This is a genomic window from Pseudomonas parasichuanensis, from assembly GCF_021601385.1.
In the GTDB taxonomy this organism is placed as follows: domain Bacteria; phylum Pseudomonadota; class Gammaproteobacteria; order Pseudomonadales; family Pseudomonadaceae; genus Aquipseudomonas; species Aquipseudomonas parasichuanensis.
Window position 1 is genome coordinate 138,805 of record NZ_BQHO01000008.1, and the last position, 19,826, is coordinate 158,630.

At 64.5% G+C, this 19,826-nt stretch carries 17 protein-coding genes and 1 pseudogene; 7 read left to right on the top strand and 11 right to left on the bottom strand.

Annotated elements, in window-relative coordinates:
* The first annotated feature begins 8 nt into the window (after positions 1 to 8).
* The 4 genes from L6D77_RS09305 (at position 9) to L6D77_RS09320 (ending at position 3,850) form a co-directional block, all read left to right on the top strand.
* Positions 9 to 1,304: an NAD(P)/FAD-dependent oxidoreductase gene (locus L6D77_RS09305; protein ID WP_232881472.1), complete on the top strand. Its 1,296-nt coding sequence runs from the start codon at positions 9 to 11 to the stop codon at positions 1,302 to 1,304.
* A gap of 449 nt (positions 1,305 to 1,753) precedes the next feature.
* Positions 1,754 to 2,431: a DUF3313 domain-containing protein gene (locus tag L6D77_RS09310; protein WP_232881473.1), complete on the top strand. Its 678-nt coding sequence runs from the start codon at positions 1,754 to 1,756 to the stop codon at positions 2,429 to 2,431.
* A gap of 350 nt (positions 2,432 to 2,781) precedes the next feature.
* A complete protein-coding gene (locus tag L6D77_RS09315) occupies positions 2,782 to 3,375 on the top strand; it encodes a DUF1842 domain-containing protein (protein WP_232881475.1) in 594 nt (197 codons plus the stop codon).
* A 19-nt stretch (positions 3,376 to 3,394) separates the two neighbouring features.
* Positions 3,395 to 3,850 carry a DUF1842 domain-containing protein gene (locus tag L6D77_RS09320; RefSeq protein WP_232881477.1) on the top strand — a complete coding sequence of 152 codons (456 nt, stop codon included), beginning with the start codon at positions 3,395 to 3,397 and terminating at the stop codon, positions 3,848 to 3,850.
* 64 nt (positions 3,851 to 3,914) lie between these two features.
* Here L6D77_RS09320 and L6D77_RS09325 read toward each other — a convergent pair whose 3' ends face one another.
* A complete protein-coding gene (locus tag L6D77_RS09325) occupies positions 3,915 to 5,222 on the bottom strand; it encodes a serine/threonine transporter (protein ID WP_232881479.1) in 1,308 nt (435 codons plus the stop codon).
* 252 nt (positions 5,223 to 5,474) lie between these two features.
* The gene (locus tag L6D77_RS09330) at positions 5,475 to 6,851 is read right to left on the bottom strand and encodes an L-serine ammonia-lyase (protein ID WP_232881481.1); all 1,377 of its coding nucleotides are present in this window, start codon (positions 6,849 to 6,851) and stop codon (positions 5,475 to 5,477) included.
* Between the two features lie 146 nt (positions 6,852 to 6,997).
* Here L6D77_RS09330 and L6D77_RS09335 point away from each other — a divergent pair, with 146 nt between their 5' ends.
* The 3 genes from L6D77_RS09335 (at position 6,998) to L6D77_RS09345 (ending at position 9,293) form a co-directional block, all read left to right on the top strand.
* The gene (locus tag L6D77_RS09335) at positions 6,998 to 7,945 is read left to right on the top strand and encodes a LysR substrate-binding domain-containing protein (protein ID WP_232881483.1); all 948 of its coding nucleotides are present in this window, start codon (positions 6,998 to 7,000) and stop codon (positions 7,943 to 7,945) included.
* A 149-nt stretch (positions 7,946 to 8,094) separates the two neighbouring features.
* Positions 8,095 to 8,340 (top strand): hypothetical protein, encoded by a 246-nt coding sequence (locus tag L6D77_RS09340; RefSeq protein WP_125858502.1) that lies wholly within the window; start codon positions 8,095 to 8,097, stop codon positions 8,338 to 8,340.
* A 197-nt stretch (positions 8,341 to 8,537) separates the two neighbouring features.
* Positions 8,538 to 9,293, top strand: a complete 756-nt coding sequence (locus tag L6D77_RS09345; protein ID WP_110992647.1) for a hypothetical protein — start codon at positions 8,538 to 8,540, stop codon at positions 9,291 to 9,293.
* Positions 9,294 to 9,330: 37 nt separating this feature from the next.
* Here the strand turns inward: L6D77_RS09345 and L6D77_RS09350 are convergent, their stop codons facing one another.
* From L6D77_RS09350 to L6D77_RS09385, 9 genes and pseudogenes are all read right to left on the bottom strand, one after another.
* Entirely contained in the window at positions 9,331 to 10,107 is a 777-nt protein-coding gene (locus tag L6D77_RS09350; protein ID WP_232881485.1) for a hypothetical protein, read from the bottom strand.
* 165 nt (positions 10,108 to 10,272) lie between these two features.
* Complete coding sequence (locus tag L6D77_RS09355; protein ID WP_232881494.1) at positions 10,273 to 11,691, bottom strand: undecaprenyl-phosphate glucose phosphotransferase; 1,419 nt, start codon at positions 11,689 to 11,691, stop codon at positions 10,273 to 10,275.
* Between the two features lie 387 nt (positions 11,692 to 12,078).
* Positions 12,079 to 12,852 carry a WecB/TagA/CpsF family glycosyltransferase gene (locus L6D77_RS09360; RefSeq protein ID WP_232881497.1) on the bottom strand — a complete coding sequence of 258 codons (774 nt, stop codon included), beginning with the start codon at positions 12,850 to 12,852 and terminating at the stop codon, positions 12,079 to 12,081.
* Positions 12,852 to 14,039: a glycosyltransferase family 2 protein gene (locus L6D77_RS09365; RefSeq protein ID WP_232881499.1), complete on the bottom strand. Its 1,188-nt coding sequence runs from the start codon at positions 14,037 to 14,039 to the stop codon at positions 12,852 to 12,854. The genes L6D77_RS09360 and L6D77_RS09365 overlap by 1 nt, the downstream gene beginning before the upstream one ends.
* Complete coding sequence (locus tag L6D77_RS09370) at positions 14,036 to 15,238, bottom strand: glycosyltransferase (protein ID WP_232881501.1); 1,203 nt, start codon at positions 15,236 to 15,238, stop codon at positions 14,036 to 14,038. Before L6D77_RS09370 ends, L6D77_RS09365 begins: the two co-directional genes overlap by 4 nt.
* A 74-nt stretch (positions 15,239 to 15,312) precedes the next feature.
* Entirely contained in the window at positions 15,313 to 16,983 is a 1,671-nt protein-coding gene (locus tag L6D77_RS27345; RefSeq protein ID WP_309295652.1) for a glycosyltransferase family 4 protein, read from the bottom strand.
* A 357-nt stretch (positions 16,984 to 17,340) separates the two neighbouring features.
* A pseudogene (locus tag L6D77_RS27350) lies at positions 17,341 to 18,279 on the bottom strand (DUF535 family protein); the annotation flags it as partial.
* Between the two features lie 7 nt (positions 18,280 to 18,286).
* Entirely contained in the window at positions 18,287 to 19,264 is a 978-nt protein-coding gene (locus tag L6D77_RS09380) for a glycosyltransferase family 2 protein (protein ID WP_232881514.1), read from the bottom strand.
* A gap of 37 nt (positions 19,265 to 19,301) precedes the next feature.
* Positions 19,302 to 19,826, bottom strand: a complete 525-nt coding sequence (locus tag L6D77_RS09385) for a serine O-acetyltransferase (RefSeq protein WP_232881516.1) — start codon at positions 19,824 to 19,826, stop codon at positions 19,302 to 19,304.

The window sequence follows — 19,826 nt, forward strand, 5'->3', positions numbered from 1 at the left end:
GCACACCCATGCCTCACATGACTGAACATACCGCTTCCTACTACGCCGCCACGGCGCGCAAGGCAGCCCCCTACCCTGTGCTCGACCAGGACCTGCACGCCGACGTGTGCGTGGTCGGCGGCGGCCTGACCGGGGTCAACGCCGCCCTGGAGCTGGCCGAACGTGGCCTCACGGTGATCTTGCTGGAGGCCCGGCGCATCGGCTGGGGCGCCAGCGGGCGCAACGGCGGCCAGCTGATCCGCGGCATCGGCCATGACGTTTCGGGCTTTGCCCGGCACGTCGGCCAGGATGGCGTGCGCTACCTCAAGCAGGCCGGCATCGACTCGGTGGCGCTGGTGGCCCGGCGTATCGAGCAGTACGGCATCGACTGCGACCTGCGCTGGGGCTTCTGCGAGCTGGCCAACACCCCGGCGCAGTTCGCCGCCTTCGAAGACGAACAGCGCGACCTTGCCGACCTCGGCTACCGCCACGAAACCCGACGGGTTGGCGCCGACCACATGCGCGAAATCGTCGCCAGCGACCTGTATGCCGGCGGCCTGGTGGACATGGGCTCGGGCCACCTGCACCCGCTCGACCTGGTCCAGGGCGAAGCCCGCGCCGCCCATGGCCTGGGCGTGCAGATCTTCGAACAAAGCCCGGTGCTGCGCATCGAACATGGCAGCACCGTGACCCTGCACACCGCGCGCGGCAAGGTCCGCGCCCAGAGCCTGGTGCTGGGCTGCAATGCCCATCTCGACGAACTGGAACCGCGCCTGAGCGGCAAAGTGTTGCCTGCCGGCAGCTATGTCGTGGCCAGCGAACCGCTGCCCGAGCACCTTGCCCGGGCGCTGATCCCGCAGAACATGGCGCTGTGCGACCAGAAGGTCGGCCTGGACTATTACCGCCTCACCGCCGACAACCGGCTGCTGTTCGGCGGCGCCTGCCACTACTCCGGGCGCGACCCGAAGGACATCGGCGCCTATATGCGGCCCAAGGTGCTCAAGGTGTTCCCGCAACTGGCCGACGTGCGCCTGGACTACCAGTGGGGCGGCATGATCGGCATCACCGCCAACCGTTTCCCACAGGTTGGCAGGCTCAGCCAGCACCCCAATGTGTTCTATGCCCAGGGCTATTCCGGGCATGGCCTGAACACCACCCACTGGACCGCGAAACTGCTGGCCGAGGCCATCGCCACCCAGGCCAGCTACGGGTTCGATGTGTTCAGCGCGGTACCCCACCTGACCTTCCCCGGCGGCAAGGCCTTGCGCTCGCCGCTGCTGGCACTGGGGATGTTGTGGTACCGGCTGCGCGAGGCGCTGGGCTGACGGACAAGGGGGAGTACTTCGAATGTGTCCGGAGGGCCAGGCGCATGGCGGGGCATTAGCGCCGCCTGCAAAATCGAGCGCCGCCCGCGCGGCGCATCGCTGGCAAGCCAGCTCCCACATTTACTTCTGGCCAGTTACTCCTGAGCTATCTCCACTGTCCGCCTTGTTGCCATGACGCGGTATCGAGGGAAGACTGCTGGCCTCTGACAAGGCTTGAGGCATGCGCCAGGGCGGGCACCGGTACCCTCGCAGGCATGATTGGCCCGAAATAAATGTGGGAGCTGGCTTGCCAGCGATGCGCCGCGCGGGCGGCGCTCGGTCTGGCAGGCGCCGCAGCTTCCTCGGCGGACTACCCCGGCCAATTCTCGCCCCAATATCTTTCACCACTGGCCAAGTGCCAAGCACCTGCTAGCGTTGTTCTGGCCAATTCACTCATGGACACCGCCATCATGATGCAACTGCCTCGCACCACCCTGTTGTGCGCAGCCCTGCTTGCCCTGGTTGCCTGCTCCAGCAACCGCGTCGACCCCAAGGATTACTCCGGTTTTCTCAAGGACTACAGCCGCCTGAAGCCGGCCGAAAGCGTCTCTGGCGCGCCGGTGATGCGCTGGGTCGACCCGAACCTGAAAGCCAGCCAGTACACCAAGGTGTTCATCGAGCCGAGCCAGTTCTACCCCAAACCACAACCGACCGACGTGATCTCGGCGCAGACCCTGCAGGAGATCACCCGTTACTTCAACGAAGCCCTGCGCCGCGAACTGGGCAGTGTGCTGACACTGGTCAAGGAGCCTGGGCCGAACACCATCGTGGTGCGCCCGGCGATTACCGCGGTGGCAACCAGCAACGAAGGCCTCAAACCCTATGAAGTCATCCCCATCGCCCTGGTGGCCGCAGCGGTCAACACCGCCGCCGGTGGGCGTGACCAGGACGTGAACATCGCGGTAGAGGCAGCCTTCCTCGACGGCGCCAACCAGCAGGTGCTGGCCCAGGTGGTGCGCAAAGGCAGCGGCAAGGAGCTGGAAAACGACACGCAAAAGCTCACCCTGGCCGACGTCAAACCGGTTCTCGATGGCTGGGCCAGCGACATGCGCCGCAGTTTCGCGGCGCTGCAACACAAAGCCAAGTGAGCTGAACAAGGCAAGCCCCATCGCCGACAAGCCCTCTCCCACGGGTCAACGCACTTCCCGTGGGAGTCGGGTCGCCGGCGCTGGCGTCATGTAGCAACCCGCTGCAGGCACCACTCGTCGGACATGCTGCAAAAAGGCCATCATTGATGTTTTTGCCTGCTTAACTCAAGCGGGCTGCCAGGCAGGCGGCACCGCACATCAGGGATGGCTGCACAAGACGGCTGCTAACAGCCGCTCGCACCGGGCACGCCAACACTGCGCCCGTCTACTCGCCTCTTCCCCCTCTCCTCCGCCCGCCTGCGCAAGCGTTGGTCACGGTATTTCATTCATTGAATGCAACGGAGGCAATCATGTCTGTATCGCTGCCCGCACCGTCGGAAGGCCTGTTCCCGGTGTCTTACGTCATTGGTACCAATGCTCCGGGCGCCCAGCGTCTGCAGCTGGACCTGCTGGTCTATACCCCCGACCGCAGCCTGCGCGGTAACGCGCTGATCACCCAGACCACCAACCCGCCCCTCGAGCTGCACCTGGACACCTGGGGTGCCTACAGCTACCTCACTGTGCAGCCGCCGAGCGAAGGCAAGATCCTGCTCACCCTGCGCGGCAACCAGGGCGGCCCACATGCCAACTCGCCGCTGCAGCTGGAACTGCGGGTGCTGCTCGACCTCGACTGGCAGCGCGGGGTGGCCAGCTACCGCTACTTCAACGGCCAGCGCTGGCAGGAAGTGGACAACGTGCCGGTGGTGCTGCAAACCCAGCACATCCAGACCCTGGCCAATGTCGACCTGCAACGCGACCTGCATAACGCCACCCTGGACGCGGTCATCGCCACCCAGGATGTCGCGCAGCTCAAGCAGCTGGCCAGTGGCGCCGTGGGCAAGGCACTGGACCAAGCCCTTGCATCGACCAAGAGCCCGGCCGCCAAGGCCGCCAAGAAAGCCTGAGCAGACAAGGAGCATCAGCATGGCAATCGGACTTTTCCACACCCGCCTGAACGTCAGCAACGGTTTGCTCGGGGCACCTGTCCTGACCCTCGATCTGTTGGTCAATACCGTGCACAAGAAGGTCACCGGCACGGCGCGTACCTTCCAGGCGACCCACCCGGTGCAGGTGTTCAACGCCAACGTCTGGGGCAGCTACAGCGAACTGCCGTTCACCCCGGCCGGCAGCCCTTCGATCATCCTGCACCTGGACGGCAGCCCCACCGGCCCGCTCAGCCAGATCGCCCAGACCTTCCATCTGCAAGGCCTGCTCGACCAGGGCTGGAATAACGGCACCGCCAGTTACCGTTTCTTCAGCAACGGCCATTGGGTCGATCAGCATGGGCGGGTGCGCAAGGCGCCAGACATCACCCATCAGGACCAACCGCAACCTGCGGAGCGCCTGAAGGCAGCGATCAGGCACCTGGAAAGCGCCTGACCTGAATGCATCGCGGGGCACGTTGGCGCAGCGAACACTGCGCCAACGTGCCCCGCGATCTTTTTTAGGCGATGAAGCTGTAGACGATCGCCGACAGCGTGATCAAGCCAATCAACACGACGAACACATTCGACAGTTTGCCCGAGTACTGACGCAGCGCCGGCACCTTGTGCACCGCGTACATCGGCATCAGGAACAGCAGGCAGGCAATCACCGGGCCACCCAGGCCTTCGATCAGGCCAAGGATGCTCGGGTTGAGCGTGGCCACCGCCCAGCAGGTCACCACCATGAACAGCGCCGTGGCACGCTCCAGGCGTTTGGCTGGCCAGACTTTGCCACGCCCACGCAGGCTCTTGACGATCATGCCCTGGAAGCCTTCACTGGCGCCGATGTAATGGCCCAGGAACGATTTGGTGATCGCCACCAGCGCGATCAATGGCGCGACAAAGGCGATCACCGGCGTCTGGAAGTGGTTGGCCAGGTACGACAGGATCGAGATGTTCTGCGCCTTGGCCTCAGCCAGGTTCTCTGGGCTCAGGGCCAGCACGCAGCTGAAGCAGAAGAACATCACCGTCAGCACCATCATCACGTGGGCAGTGGCCAGGGTGCGGCCGCTCTTGCGGTCGGCGTCAACGCCGTAGCGATGCTTCTGGTCGACGGCAAAGGCCGAGATGATCGGTGAGTGGTTGAACGAGAACACCATCACCGGGATCGCCAACCACAAGGTCAGCAGCAGGTTCGAGGCACTGAGGCCCTCATTGGCCTGGGCGAAGAACGCGCCGTTCCAGTTGGGGATCAGGCTCAACGCCAGCAACAGCAGCGAAGCGACGAAGGGGTAGACCAACAGGCTCATGGCCTTGACGATGAGCTGCTGGCCGCAGCGCACGATGATCATCAGGCCGCAGATCAGCAGCAGCGCCAGCAGCGCCCGGGGCGGCGCGCTGATGTGCAACTGGTGTTCGAAGAAGCTGGTGAGGGTGTTGGTCAGCGCCACGCTGTACACCAGCAGGATCGGGAAGATGGCGAAGAAATACAGCAGGGTGATCAGCTTGCCGGCACCGACGCCGAAATGCTCTTCCACCACCTCGGTGATGTCCTCGCTGCCACCCTTGCGCCCGGACAGCACGAAGCGGGTCAGCGCGCGGTGGGCGAAGAAGGTCATGGGGAACGCCAGCAGCGCCAGGATCAGTAGCGGCCAGAAGCCACCGACGCCGGCGTTGATCGGCAGGAACAGGGTGCCGGCACCAATGGCGGTGCCATAGAGGCCCAGGGCCCAGGTGGTGTCGTGGCGGTTCCAGGTGGTCGAGCCTGCGGCCGTAGCCGGGGCAGCCGAATCCGCACGAAGGGTCGTGGTGCTTTGTACATCAGTCATGGGTATCGCCTTGTAGTTGTTTTTGTCGCAGGTACAGCGGGTGTTGCAGTGTGGGTGTCGCCCCTGTGGAGCAACTGTCTTGCTCAGAATCCGAAGCGCTGGCGCGTTCCCTGTAGGAGCGGCCTCGTGCCGCGAAAGGGCTGCGTAGCAGCCCCCGATATTGGCGTCACCACATAGCTCGCGGGGCTGCTTCGCAGCCCTTTCGCGGCACAAGGCCGCTCCTACAGGGTCAAGTGCTTGCCTGTACCTGTATCAGCACTCGACGAACGCCACGGCCAGGCCGCCGCGCGAGGTTTCCTTGTAGTTGGCGTGCATGTCGGCACCGGTATCGCGCATGGTGCGGATCACCTGGTCGAGGGAAATGAAATGCTCACCGTCGCCACGCAAGGCCATCTGCACGGCATTGATCGCCTTGACCGCAGCGATGGCATTACGCTCGATGCACGGTACCTGAACCAACCCGCCGACCGGGTCGCAGGTCAGCCCGAGGTTATGTTCCAGGGCAATCTCGGCGGCATTTTCCAGCTGGGGCGGCGTGGCGCCCAACACTTCGGCAAGGCCCGCGGCAGCCATCGAGCAGGCCGAACCGACCTCGCCCTGGCAGCCCACTTCGGCGCCGGAAATCGAGGCGTTCTTCTTGCACAGGATGCCCACCGCCGCCGCCGCCAGCAGGAAGGTCACCACGTCATCGTCGCAGGCGCCGGGGTTGAATTTCATGTAGTAGTGCAGCACCGCCGGGATAATCCCGGCCGCGCCGTTGGTGGGTGCGGTGACCATGCGCCCGCCTGCGGCGTTCTCTTCGTTGACCGCCAGGGCGAACAGGTTGACCCACTCCATGGCGCTGAGGGTCGAGCCGATCACGTTGGGCTTGCCCAGCTCCTGCAGGCTACGGTGCAGGCGCGCGGCGCGGCGCTTGACCTTGAGCCCGCCGGGCAGGATGCCTTCGTTGCGCAGGCCATTGACCACGCACTCGCGCATGGCAGCCCAGATGTTCAGCAGGCCTTCTCGTATCTCGCTTTCCGAGCGCCAGGCGCGCTCGTTGGCCAGCATCAGCTGGCTGACGCTCAGCCCATGCTGCTTGCACAGCGCCAGCAGCTCCTCTGCACTGGAGAACTCGTAAGGCAGTTCGACCTCGGCGTTGCCACCCTGGGGCGCGTCGATCTCGCCTTGCTCGACGATGAAGCCACCGCCGACCGAATAGTAGGTCTGGCTGAACTGGCTGCCCTGCCCGTCGAAGCTCTCCAGCGTCATCGCGTTGGGGTGGTACGCGAGGTTCTCGTCGAGCAGGCGCATGTCACGGGCGTAGTGGAACTCGATGGGGTGACTGCCGTCGAGCATCAGGCACTGCTCCTGCATCAACTGGTCGATGCGTGGCTCGATGCTCTGCGGGTCGATGCGGTCCGGCCATTGGCCCATCAGGCCCAGCAGGCAGGCACGGTCGGTGGCATGGCCAACCCCGGTGGCCGACAGCGAGCCGTACAGACGGACCTCGACCCGGCTCACCTTGGCCAGCAGGCCACGCTCGCGCAGGGCCAGGGCGAAGGTTGCCGCGGCGCGCATGGGGCCGACGGTGTGGGAGCTCGATGGGCCGATGCCAATCTTGAAAAGGTCGAAAACACTGATAGCCATGCTAATGCCTGACCGTGGCAGCCATACAACGCGCACCACGGATCTCCGGAAAAATTGAACGGTATTACAAAGTTGGGCGATACTGACGCGCTCCGGTCGGCATGACCAACGAAAATTCCTACACAAGCCTTTAGCAGGACTAAACAATGAAGGGGCCACTCAACGGCCAGGTGTATGTCTGGCTGCATGTATTCGCCTGCGCGGCCCGACACTTGTCATTCACCCGCTGCGCAGAAGAGCTGCACATCACCCCCGGCGCCGTCAGCCAGCAGATGCGCCAGCTGGAAGAGCGCCTCGGCTACCGCCTGTTCCTGCGCCGAGCCCGCGGCGTAGAGTTGTCGGCCGAGGGCCAGCGCCTGGCGCAGACCGTGGCCGAGGCCTACGGCAGCATCGAGGCCGAGCTGCTACGCCTGGCTGCCGGCGAGATCCGGGGCACCTTGCGCCTGCGCTCGATCCCGTCGTTCCTGGCCAAATGGCTCACGCCGCGCCTGCCGCGCTTCCAGCAGCGTTACCCGGACATCGAGCTGCGCCTGGTGGCCGAGGACAGCAACCAGGCTTTGCACCCGGATGACTTCGACCTGGCCATCGACCTCAACGACGGCAGCTACCCGGGCATGCTGTCCACCCCGCTGCTGGATGAACAGATCTTCCCGGTCTGCTCCCCTGCACTGCTGCGCGGCCGCCCGCCGCTGCACGGGCCGACAGACCTTGTGCACTATCCGTTGCTGCACGACATCACCGCCTGGCGCGGCAGCTCGGAATACGCCGAGTGGGAGTTCTACCTGGACGGTATCGGCGCCGGCGGGCTGGACGTTCGCCGCGGCCACACCTTCAACCGCAACCACCTGACCATCGAGGCGGCAATTGCCGGTGTCGGCGTGGCCATTGCCCGGCGCACCCTGCTCAACGATGAGCTTGAACGCGGCGCTTTGATCGTGCCGTTCGGCGTACCGATCGCCAACCACAAGCGCTACGTGCTGCACTACCCGCCCGGCGGGCTGACCCAGCCCGGCGCCCGGGCGGTGCATGACTGGTTGGTGGAGGAGGCGCAGGGGTTCAGGGCGTTGCACCCGTTGACACTGCCCCGCGCATGAGGCCACCTGGGTATCCGCCATGAAGTTACGCCCTGTTACTTCGGCGCCTGCCTTGTAACTTAAGCCCCTGCCCACCACGCGCCTACAGTGTGCCCCTCGGCCTGCGCGCCGCGCCGTGCCGAGGCTCAACCCACACAGGAGGTGTAACCATGCATTTCGTAACCGTCGAGAAGAACCAGGCCAGCGCGCCATCCGCGGAAGACCTCAAGAAAGCAATGATCCTGAGCAATGGCACGCCGGGCGAAGTCACAGGCAACAACAGCGCACGCACATTGACGTTCACCGGCGAGATCAGCCATACGACCTACGAAAACAAGCTCATCGAAGTGGCCAAGGGCAAGCGCACCAGTTGGAACTTCACCTGGGCCGACGCCAACGTTAAGAGCACGGCCTAAGCCTTGCTTGCGTACTTGCACGAGTAACAAGGGCCGCATTGCGGCCCTTGTTCATTGGAATGGGCGGCATCACAGCCACTGCCTTGTAACACCGTGATACTTCACCGGCTCTCCTGCCCTGCCTAGAGTGGCCTGGTCGACACGCCGGCACAGGCCGGAATTCGGCAATCATCACTCAACAAGGACAGAGGGACACCATGAGCAATTCGAATGCCGCAAGCAAACAACAGCTCGCCGTCGCCCAGCAGCGCCAGGAACAGGTGCAACAAGCGGTCAAGGCCCTGCTTGGCCGAACCCAGCCCCTGGAGCAAAGCCACTACGCCAATCTGTTCCGCACCATCACCGATGCCGTTACCAAATCGGTGAACATCCAGATTGCCGCCGATGACCTGCGGACTCTCAAGGACGGGAAGTACAAGCTGTGCTTCGCCAAGAAGGTCGGAGACGCTGCGTACAACGTGGTCTGGCAGTCCTACGACAAGTACCTGATGAACAACACTTTCAGCTGGACGCCCCAGTACCAGCTGTTTGGCACCAACACCTTCCAGGACAATGTCACGGTGACCACGGCCACCAATATCGTCACCATCGGCCTCGGGCAACAATCGATCCTCGACGATGCAGGCATACTCGGGGCGCCTTCCACCGGCGGACCGGAAACGGCGGTCACCTTGATCAACAAGTACGGTTCGATCCATCCGGGCGTCAACCAGCTGTCCACCGGCATCGACGGCAAGCAGGTGAGCACGCCGATCTACGTGGCCACCAGTGCGGTCGTACAGGGCAGCACCAGCCTCACGCCGAAGGAAAGCATCCTGGTGTGGTTCCAACAGGACGTGCAGACCAGCACCATGTTCAGCAGCTCACGCTCCAATGCCCAGGAGATCGACCTGACCTTCGCCAACAGCGCTACCTACATGTACTCCGACCAGAAGTGGATCATCCCTTCCTGAGCCTTGGCCGCCGGGGTACGCCCCGGCGGTTTCACCCCTAATGCCGGGTGAAGCGCACGACCAGGCTGCGGCAGATGGCCTCGGCCAGGTCCTGCTCGGTGTCGATCAGCAACGGCCCACTGCGGTCGAAGCGGGCCGACCAGAACAGGCTGCCCGCCCCCACATCCACCACCCGCACCGCCACCCGCACCCGGTTGGCTTCGGCCCTGACGCTGCCCTCCAGCACATAGGCAGGCTCATCCATCGGACCGCTTGCGACGGGCACACCACGCGGCAGGCGGACACGCACAGAGGCGTTGCCAAGCGCATGGAACAGCAGGTCGCACAACTCTTCACTCAAGCCCCTGGCAAACACACCGCCCAGACTGGTCAGGCAACTGAACGGCCTCACGTACAGCACTGCCGGCCGGCAATCGACCAAGGGCCTGTCCTGTGGCACGCAACACAAACGGTAACCGCCCGGCGGCACGCTCAGGCGCAGCGCTTCATGTACCCCAAGGGTTGCGTAATAGGCAGCGAGCTTGCGTCGCAGGCGGCCGACCTGCACCCGTACCACCGGGTCGTCGCCGGTGCAGTACACCGCCGGATCACGGCGAAACACCGCGATGCCGATATCGTATTCGCTGGGGCTATGCTCGCCTTCCTGCTGGCTGTGCTGGGCCAGGTAGCTGAGCAGGCTGCCCAGGCGTCGCGACCTGACAAACAACGGGCTGGCCAGCAACCCATCGACAGCGCCTTGCAGTTCACCGGCAAGCTTCGTCAATTTGCGCGCAGGGGTGTGCACGCAAGCCTTGTTCGTTCGCTTGATGACCATCGACCTGCGTCTCCTTGCAGGACACGGCCGGTCCAGGCTACGGACCGACCATGGTAGGGCCTTTCATCCTTGAAGGGGCGAACCGGCCAATGCAGGCAGGTCGCCATCACCGGGGCAAGTGTAGTGCTGCGTGCGCGGATGTGTGACCGGCCGCCTGCCCGTTGGTCAGTAGGCGTGCTTGCCGGTGAACGCATTGAGCGTACGCACCAGAATCACGAAGTCGAGCCACAGCGACCAGTTGTTGATGTATTCGATATCGGAGTTCACGCGCTGGACCATCTGCGCGATGTCCTTGGTTTCCCCCCTGAAACCACGCACCTGGGCCAGGCCAGTCATGCCGGGCTTGATGTTGTGGCGGGCAAAGTAGTCGACGATGTCCTGGGAGTATTGCGTGTCGTGTTGCAGTGCATGCGGGCGCGGGCCCACCAGCGACATCTCGCCGGTCAGCACGTTGAACAGCTGGGGCAGCTCATCCAGGCTGGTACGGCGGATGAAGGCGCCCACCCGGGTCAGCCGCGGGTCGTTCTTCTGGGCCTGCTGGAGCACGCCGGCCTCGGGTTGGTGCACATGCATGCTCCTGAACTTCCAGATACGGAACGTCTCGCCGGTCCAGCCCATGCGCGCCTGGCGGAAAAACACTGGCCCTGGGCTGTCGAGCTTGATTACCAGGGCGACCACCAGCAGTACCGGCGAAATGCACAGCAGGATGAGCGCCGCCAGCACCCGGTCCTCGACGTTCTTGAGGAACAGGCTCATGCCGGTCAATGGTGTTTCGGACAGGGTCAGTACCGGAATGCCGGCGATTTCGCGAACGCTGTGGTTGATCAGGCGCAGCGAGAAGATATCCGGCACCCAATTCACGGCAATGCACTTTTCCAGCAGTTTCAGGTAGATATCGTTGATCACTTCGGAGCCGCCGAGTGGCGTCACCAGGTACACCGTGCGTATGGCGTGCTGCGCGACAATCTCGTCGAGCTTGGAAATATGCCCAAGTACCGGCGGGCCCTGCTGCCCGTCCGTCCGCTGCGCTGCATCGGCTTCGTCAAACAGCACGCACCCCACCACCCGCTCGCCGAACCAGGGGTTGTTGCTGATTTTGCGGTACAGGAAATCCGCCAGTTCACCGTTGCCGATGATCAAGGCGTTTTCCATGCGGTACGCGTGGGCCATGAAGCGTTTCTGCACTTCGCGCACGGCAATGTGCAGGAATAGCTGGACGAAATAACCGATGACGAACAGCTCCCCGACCAGCAGCCGTGAATACGATTCGCTCTGTTTGGTGAGAAACGCCATCACCACCAGGAAGCAGAACGTCGCCGACCAGGCCTTGAACAACCTGAACGCCTTGACTGTCAGGCCGACGTTGGTGCGGTAGATGGCGTAGTGGTCGTAGATCACCGCCAGCGCGCCGATCAGCAACAGCAGCATGATCACGTAGTCGGAGGTGATGTAGCCAAACTGTTCGTAGATCAGGTACCAGGCGACACCGGTCACCGCAATACCGTCAAGGCCCGCCTGCACGGCGTTGCTGACGTTGCTTCTGCGCTGGAGCACGGGACGACTGCTTCTGGGTTCCAAAACCATTGTCAGGCCTCATCAATGTGAGCGTGGCGAACACCGTTGCATCAGGCTGAACACACTGGCAAAGCAACGGTTGCAGTGGCCGGCCCGCCTGGGGCATCGGCGTGGTCACTGGCAATAGCCGTCGCACCCCGGCGAGCCTGCCAGGGGTGTATTTCACTGCGGTGATTGAGGTGCCACTGGTGGCGAACGCGAGCGCGCACTGTCGATCCCTGCATGCGGCAAGACCCCCTGTGTCAAGAGCCCGCCTGAGCGTCCGGCCACCACGATGGCGTTCATTCAGGGGCTGCTACTGCTATTCGCCTGTTTATTGTTGTTGCTGTCTGGCGGCGATTGATATCACTGTAGCAGTAGTGCGCCATCGGTGCGGCACGCCACCCCTTGGCCCGCTCAGGGGTCACTGTCCGGCACACCGGAACGGGCTGTGCCAGGCTTCCTGCTGAAGGCCAGGGTACGCAATACAAACAAGGGGTTACCCAATACGTATCGGCCGAACAAGCGCCTGGGTTCCTGCAGCAGGCGGTACAGCCATTCCATGCCCAGCCGCCGTACCCAGCGTGGCGCCCGCGTCACCCCGCCCCCCAGAAAGTCCAGGATCGCCCCGCCGCACACGATCAGGCACGGCCCGGCAACGGCCATCAGCCGGGCGGCAACCAGTTCCTGCCTGGGCATGCCCATGCCCAGCACGATGAGCTCGGGTTTCTGCTCACGGGCAAGCTGCAGGTAGGTCTGCACATCGGCAAAACCATCGTGCACCGATACAGGCAGCACCCCGAAGCGGGCTTCGCAGTGCTGCGCCGCCTGGGCCAGAGCAGGCTCGCGGGTGCCCCACAGGGCTACCCGTCGGCCTTCGAAGGCCGCCAGCAGGCGGGGGATGAAATCGGTGCCGTTCATGTTCAACCCCGGGGCAAGGCCCAGACGGCGGTACAGCAGCCCCATGCCCGAACCGTCTCGCAGCAACACGTCGGCAGCCACCAGCGCTTCATGAAATTCACCGTTACCCGCCACCAGGTTCATGCCGTGGGCATTGACAAAGCCGAGTACGGTGGGCGCTTGCGGTGACGACAAGGTATCGAGCAGCCGTTGCTCATCAGCCGCGTCAGCCACCACCTGCAAATTGTCGACGACGCAGGCCCAGCGCCGTTGCCATGCACGATCTGCCATCAGCTTTCATCCCGTTTCGAACGTACCCATTCCACCTGGCGTCGGACCAGAAACCCCAGGTACAGCGGGATCTTCTTCGCCGCGTAACAGGGCGCATACAGCAATACCGAAAAGGGCATCTGCTCGCGGCAGAAGCGCGCCCAGGCCAGCAGCACCGCACTCCCCAGTAGCACCACGGCCAAGGTGGCCAGCATTGCGGGGAGCAACACGCCAAACACCGCATACGCCAACCAGGTAATGCCGAGCAATGCCATCAATGTCAGCACCAGCAGGGCCAGCGGCGGTACCAGCAAGTCCATGGCCATGGCCAGCAAGCGCCCGTTGCGCCGGGCCAGCGCGCCCAGCAGCAGCCGGGGAGCGTCGGCCAGCAGTACGCCTAGGTGGCCATGTTCCCAGCGAGTACGCTGGATGGCCAAACCTTCGTCGCTGCCTGGAAACTGGCTGTAGACCTGAGCCTGCGGGCAGAACAAGGGGGGTTTGCCGTTGCGGCACAGGTCCAGCCCCAGCTTCAGGTCTTCGACGAGGTGCCCGTTGGCCAGGTCGATCTGCGCCAGGTCGCGCCACTGGAATGCCATGCCGGAGCCCATGAGCTGGCAAGGCAGGCCCAGCCACGCCCAGCCACGCGGACGCACCAGGTTTTTTACTCGCCAGGCAAACTCGGCGATCTGTACTTTCAGCCCGGCACCCGCTGGCGCATGCATCAGGTAGAGGGCTTGCACCGGTCGCGCTGCTGCGCTGCAGCAACGCGTCAAATACTCGATAGCGCCCTTGTCCGCCAGGCAGTCGGCGTCGATTACGATCAGCACCTGCGGCGGGTCGTCCGCCAGGTGGCGCACACCGCAATCCAGTGCGTAACCCTTGCCTCGCAACTGCTCATTCTGCCGCTCGACCACCTGCGCGCCAGCCTGCAGGGCAAGCGCGGCGGTGTCATCGCTGCAGTTGTCCGCCACCACCAGCAGGCGATCACCCTCGGCCAGTTGCGGGGTAATGCTGGCGAGGGTGGCACCAATGACCGAGGCCTCGTTGTGCGCCGGTACCAGCACAGCCACCCGTGCCCGCTTGCCTGTGGCCAGCGGCAGCTGCCTGGCGGGCAGGCTGCCCAGCAACACCTGGACGAACAGCACCAGCACCGGTAACAGGATCAGCAGCGCTGCGGCGGCCAACAGCCAGCTCAGTAGGATAATCATGCGGATGCCTTGAAGTAGCTGGCCAGCCGGGCCGCTTCGGTATCGATGTCATGACGCTGCAGCACGCGCTGATACGCCGCCTCGCCCATGCGCTGCAGCACCTGCGCAGGTTGCGCCAGGCACTCGGCCATGGCCGTGGCCAGTTCCTCCACGGCCCCCGCCGGAAACAGCCAGCCGTTCTCGCCTGGGGTTACCAGCTCGGGGATACCCGCCACATAGGTGGTCAGCACCGGGCGGCGCAAGGCCATGGCCTCCATGATCACCACCGGCAAGCCCTCGGCGAAGCTTGGCAAGACCAGGGCGCGGGCGGCGAGGATCTCCTCGCGTACCTGGGCGCTGCTGATCCAACCGGTAATACGCACCTGCGCCTGCAGGCCGTGCCGGGCGATCAGGGCTTGCAGTTGCTCGCGCATTTCGCCGTCCCCGGCCAGCACCAGCTCGAACTCCACCGCCTGCGCCGCCAGCAGCCGTGCGGCCTCGAGCAACAGCAACTGGCCCTTCTGCTCGCACAACCGGCCAACGCACACCAGCCGTGGCGCGCTGGGCGCCGCCACCGCAGGCACATCATGGAAGCTGCGCTCCAGGCCGCAGTGCACCACCTTGACCTTGCCCCAGTGTTCGTGAGCCACCCAGCGAAACAACTGGCTGCGCCCATAGGAGCTGACCGCCGCGACGAACGCGGCGCGCCGCACTTTCTCGCCCACATGCAGAAACTGCGGTTTGTCGAACTCTTCGGGGCCATGCACGGTAAAGCTGTAGGCCGGCCCGCCCAAGGCTTGGGCCAGCATCACCACCTCGGTCGAGTTGGTGCCGAAATGCGCATGCACATGCACGGCGCCCGACGCCTGCAACCACTGCACCACACGGCATGCCTCGGCCAGGTAGACCAGGTGATAGGGCCACGCCCGGTCCGCCCGCCGGCCCAGGCGCAAGGCCAGTCGCAGGCTTGCGAAAAAGCGCCCGGGTTGCTGGCGCAGTACCTGCAGCGTTGGCTTGAGCAGCGCTTTCACGCCGCCTTGCAGCACGTACTGGGTCTTGCCCTGCTCACGCACATCCTCGTCATCCTGCAGTTCGGCATCCCAGCCTCGCAGGGCAATTCGCTGGATCTCGAAACCCTGGCGCTCGAGCGCGAGGATTTCGCGGCGAATGAAGCTGTGGCTGACCTTGGGGTACTGATTGATGAAGTAAGCAATACGCATAGGAACCCGAATCCATACCCGCGTGATGAATGAGCTGGCCACCCCCGGCGGCATCCAGCCTCCTGTATCAGGCTTCACATGGCTGACGGTGCCGTGTCTGCCGTTGCGTGGCCCTCGATGACGTCCGCATAGATGCCCTGGAGCTCCAGGGCCTGGTCGCTGCACAGCGTGATGCTGCCCTTGAAGGCGTTGTGTGGGTGTGCAAAGCGCTCCGGGTGCTCGAGGGCATCGGCCAGTGCCTGGCGCAGATACCGCGGATCTGAGCTCAACGGAATGATGGTGCCGTTGACCCCATCGACGATGTCCTCGACCGTGCCGCCGGCATCGGTGCTGATCACCCAGACATCGCGTACCAGCGCTTCGCGCACGGCAAGGCCGAAGGTCTCCTTCCACTGGGTCGGGAACAGCAGCACGTCGATGCCGGAAAAGAACGCATCGATGTCGTCCTGGGTGTAACCGGGGATGATGCTGACACTCCCCGGGATCTTCACGCTGTGACGGTTGAATGAGCGGAAACCCAGGTGCAGCAGGTTATCGACTACCTTGAGTTCATAGTCCGAACGGGGCAACCCGGCAAACGCCTGGGTGATCAGGTTGATGCCCTTGATCGCGGTGTTGCCCCCGACAAAACCGAAGCGCAGCAATGCCCCCGGCTGCTTGTGGTAGCCCGCACCGGGGGCCAGGATGCCGTTGCGGTTGATGCGGATCTTCGCCGCATCGAAGCCATTGGCCACGTACAGGTCCCGGGCGAAGCGGCTCGGTGCCAACAGCAGGTCGGCCTTGCGCAGGGTGGCGGCCAATGCCTGCTGGCGGTAGGCGTTCAGGGGCGCGTCGTCGACACAGGCGGCGCACACTTCGGTGCGAATGCGCGTTTGCCCGCAGTACTGGCCGTGGCCGTTGATCATGAACTGGCGCCCGCAGATCCACCACGCATCATGCAAGGTCACCACGAAGGGTATGCCCGCCCGCGCGCAGCTGTCGGCCAGCAGCGCTCCCAGCCCCTGGATCGAATGCAGGTGCACAAGGTCCGGGGCGACGCGCTCGAGCACGGCGTCGAACAGCGGCAGGGTTGCACGGTTTTCGAAGTCCTCGAGGGCCGAACGCTGCTCTGGCAGGCCGATGCCGAGCACCGCGGCCTGCTGCGCCTGGTACCTGAACAGGCTGTAGGGGGCCGTATCGGTCGGCGGTAACGATGTGAACACGAATTGCTGCCAGGGCGACGTGGCCGCCAGCAGCCGCGCCATCTGCTCGGCGACAACCGTGGCGCCACCGAAACTGCGGGGGGCGAAGAAAATGTTCGCCGACAGCAACCTGCGTGGGCGAACGCTGGCAGGTGCCGGGAAAACCTGGCCCAACTGCTGGCTGCACTCGACCACCGTGACTTGCCGGGCCCCCGCTTCTTGCATCGCCGCCGCCAGTACCGCGCTTGAGGCGATCGCGCAATCGCACGCCAACAGTGCCTGGCGGTGCAGCGCCACGGCCGCCATCAGCTTGCCCACGTCTGCGTCGCTCAAACCGTCCAGGTCGTTGCCCTGGCGATACGCCTGCGGGTCGAAGATCAGCGCGTCGGCATCCCAGCACGAGGTGACCTTGAGCCGCCTGGCCTCCTCGACCAGCGTCGCCAACTGCGGGCAATAGGGCAGCCGGTGCAAGATGACTGCGGCACAGGTTTGCAGGGCATTCAGGCACGCTTGTGGGTTGCGCCAATCCACAAGCGTGCAGGTGTAGCCAAACTCGACCAGCATTTGCCGCAGTTGCACAGGGCGGCCCTTGAGCGCCTGTGCCGGTTCAGTCTCGCTGATCAACAGAATGTGCCCGGGGAACAGCGTGGCGGCCGCCACGCCCGGGGCGTCCAGCGGCAGTTCGTGACGCTGCTCGGTGGGCGGCTTCCAAAGCAGCGCCGGGCCATGGCGCAGCAACTCCCGCCAAGCCTTTCTCAGGGTCGGGTACAGCCCGGCCTTGCGTATATACGCCACAAAACGCTGATCCGCCCGGGGCTCACGCAGGGCCTGGCGGAACAACACCGCAGCTCTGGCCAGCGATGATTGCGGTGCTGTCGGCGCAGTGGCCTCCTGCAGCGCCAGGGCGTAGCCCAGCCGTTGCCGATGTGCCTGCAACCGGCACTGGCCAGCACTGGCCGGCAGCACCGCTTCGAGTTGCGCGAACAACGCCTCGAGCAAGGCCTGGCGCCTGCGGTACATGGCCCGTTTCTTCGGTGCGATGTCCTCGGCCGCACGTTGCGCCGCCGCCAGCGGGAGGCTGAAGAAGTCTTCGCGCTCGCTGGGCTCTGCGCCATGCTCCAGCCAGATGGCGTCGTAGTTGGCGGCCAGGTCCTGGGACTTTTCGGCGCCAAAGTAAGGGTGCCGATGATGCCGATAGGCGTCGCCCACCGCATACAAGCGTTCAGCCCCCATCGCCCGGGCCATGCACTTGAGCGCCTCGAGCAGCAGGCTGCGCGGGCGCAGGCCTTCGAAGTCCTTGGTCAGGTCACGGTAGATGGCCAGCGAGCGCTCGCTGTCGATCCCCTTGTGAATCCCCTGTACCGCGCCGATGAACAGGTACAAGCCGGCCGCAGTGCGCTGCAGGGTGAAGGCCAGAGACGCCACACGCAGGTCGCCCTGGAACAGGTTCAGCACCAGCTCGCCTTCGCGCTTGAACCAGATCGGCCGGTCCAGCACCAGGGTGCAGCCGGGGGAACTGGCGGACAGGTCGCACAGCGTACGCTGCTCGTCGCGGCCCAGCAGCAACAGGCTCGGGAACTGCGCTGTCACCACCTGGTAATGCGAAGCCACGGCGTCGAGGCGTTCACGCACCGACCAGCATTTGCTGATATAGGGCCACTGCACCATGCCGATGCAATCGACACCGAGCTTGTCGAAGCCGTCCTTGCCCAGCACGGCTTCCATCTGCCGCAGGAACGGTTTGAGGTCCGCCCACTGGGTGCAGATCAGCACCAGCAACTTGAACTTGTTGTTCAACGCCCGCAATGAATAGCCGGGTTGCAGAGTGAGCACACTCTTGAGTAACGATCTGAACGCCATGGGCCTCTCACTTGTACTCGATCAACACCGTCTTGCCGGCAGTGAACCTGTTCAACAGAAACCGCACCTGCCCGACCATCTCCGGGAATTTCCCCAGTACCAGAAACCCTGCCTGCAGCCAGTTCTCGCGTACCGAACGGCCACCACGGCGCGCCAGGCGCATAGCCTGCAGCGGGTAGACCAGCAACAGCAGCAGCCCCCAGCCGCCCAGCAATGCACACGCGACCACGATCACCAGCGGTATGCCCAGCCCCCACAGCCAGGCACGATGCGACTCACGGCGCCAATGCCGCTCTGGAGGCGCGCCATGCAGGAAAGCGCCTTCGGCGAAGGCGTAGCCTGCGCGCAGGCTGCGCCGCCACCACTGGCTGAAACGGGTCATGGCGGCATCATGCAGGGTCATTTCCTCGGGCAGGCGCCAGATCTTCCAGCCGCGGCCACGCAGGCGCACACACAACTCAGGCTCTTCGCCGGCGATCAGCCCCGCGCGAAAGCCGCCAACGGCCCTGAACGCATCGGCCCGCATCAACGCATCACCCCCACAAGCCCGGGCTTCGCCCACCGGGGTGTCCCATTCCAGATCGCACAGCAGGTTGTAGACCGAATGCTGCGGGTAGCGCTCGCGGCGCCGTCCACACACCACCGCCACCTCCGCCCGCGCATCGAGAAAGGCGCACGCCTGCTGCAACCAGCCGGCCACGACTTCGCAATCGCCATCGACGAACTGCACATAGCGCAGTGTCGGCAACAAAGATTGCAGGCAGGCGAAGCCTTCGTTACGAGCACGTGCGGCGGTAAAGGGCCGGGTCATGTCCAGCGCCAGCACCTCGACACCCAGGCCCCGGGCCAGGGCTGGCGAGCCATCGGTCGAGCCCGAATCGACATAGACCACCCGCTCTGCGCAACCGCCCAGCGACGCCAGGCAGCGCTGCAGGCGCTGGCCTTCGTTGCGGCCGATCACCACTACGCCAATCCCTGTCAGCATGTCTCCCTCCCGCTGGCGTTGGTCAGTGCCGCCTGCCTCATGAGCACGGCACGGCCTCGGCCGGCTTGCGCGCCTTGACGGTCGCCGGCACACCCACCGCCAGGCAGTTGTCCGGCACGTCAACCAGCACCACGGCGTTGGAGCCGATGACCACGTTGTTGCCAATGCGGATGTTGCCCAGCACCTTGGCACCGGCGCCGATATCGACGTTGTTGCCGAACACCGGGGCGGTCGGTTCGCTGACGTTCTTCAGCCCCACCACCACACCATTGCGGATCCGGCAATCGTCGCCAAAACGCGCATAGCCGCTGATGACGATGCCGCCAAAGTGGTCGATGACGAAGTTGCGGCCAATCTGCACCTCGCAGGGCAACTCGATGCCGGTCAGTATCTGCACCCACTTGAACAGTACCTTGTAGACCAGCGACAGCGGTTTGCGCAGCAAGGCCGGGCGCACCCCGTAGCGCCAGCGGCCGAAGCGGTACACCAGCAACACCCAGAAGCCCTGGGCCCCCCAGTCACCGCCGTGGGCCCGCAAATCGGCACGAATATTCTCGAACAT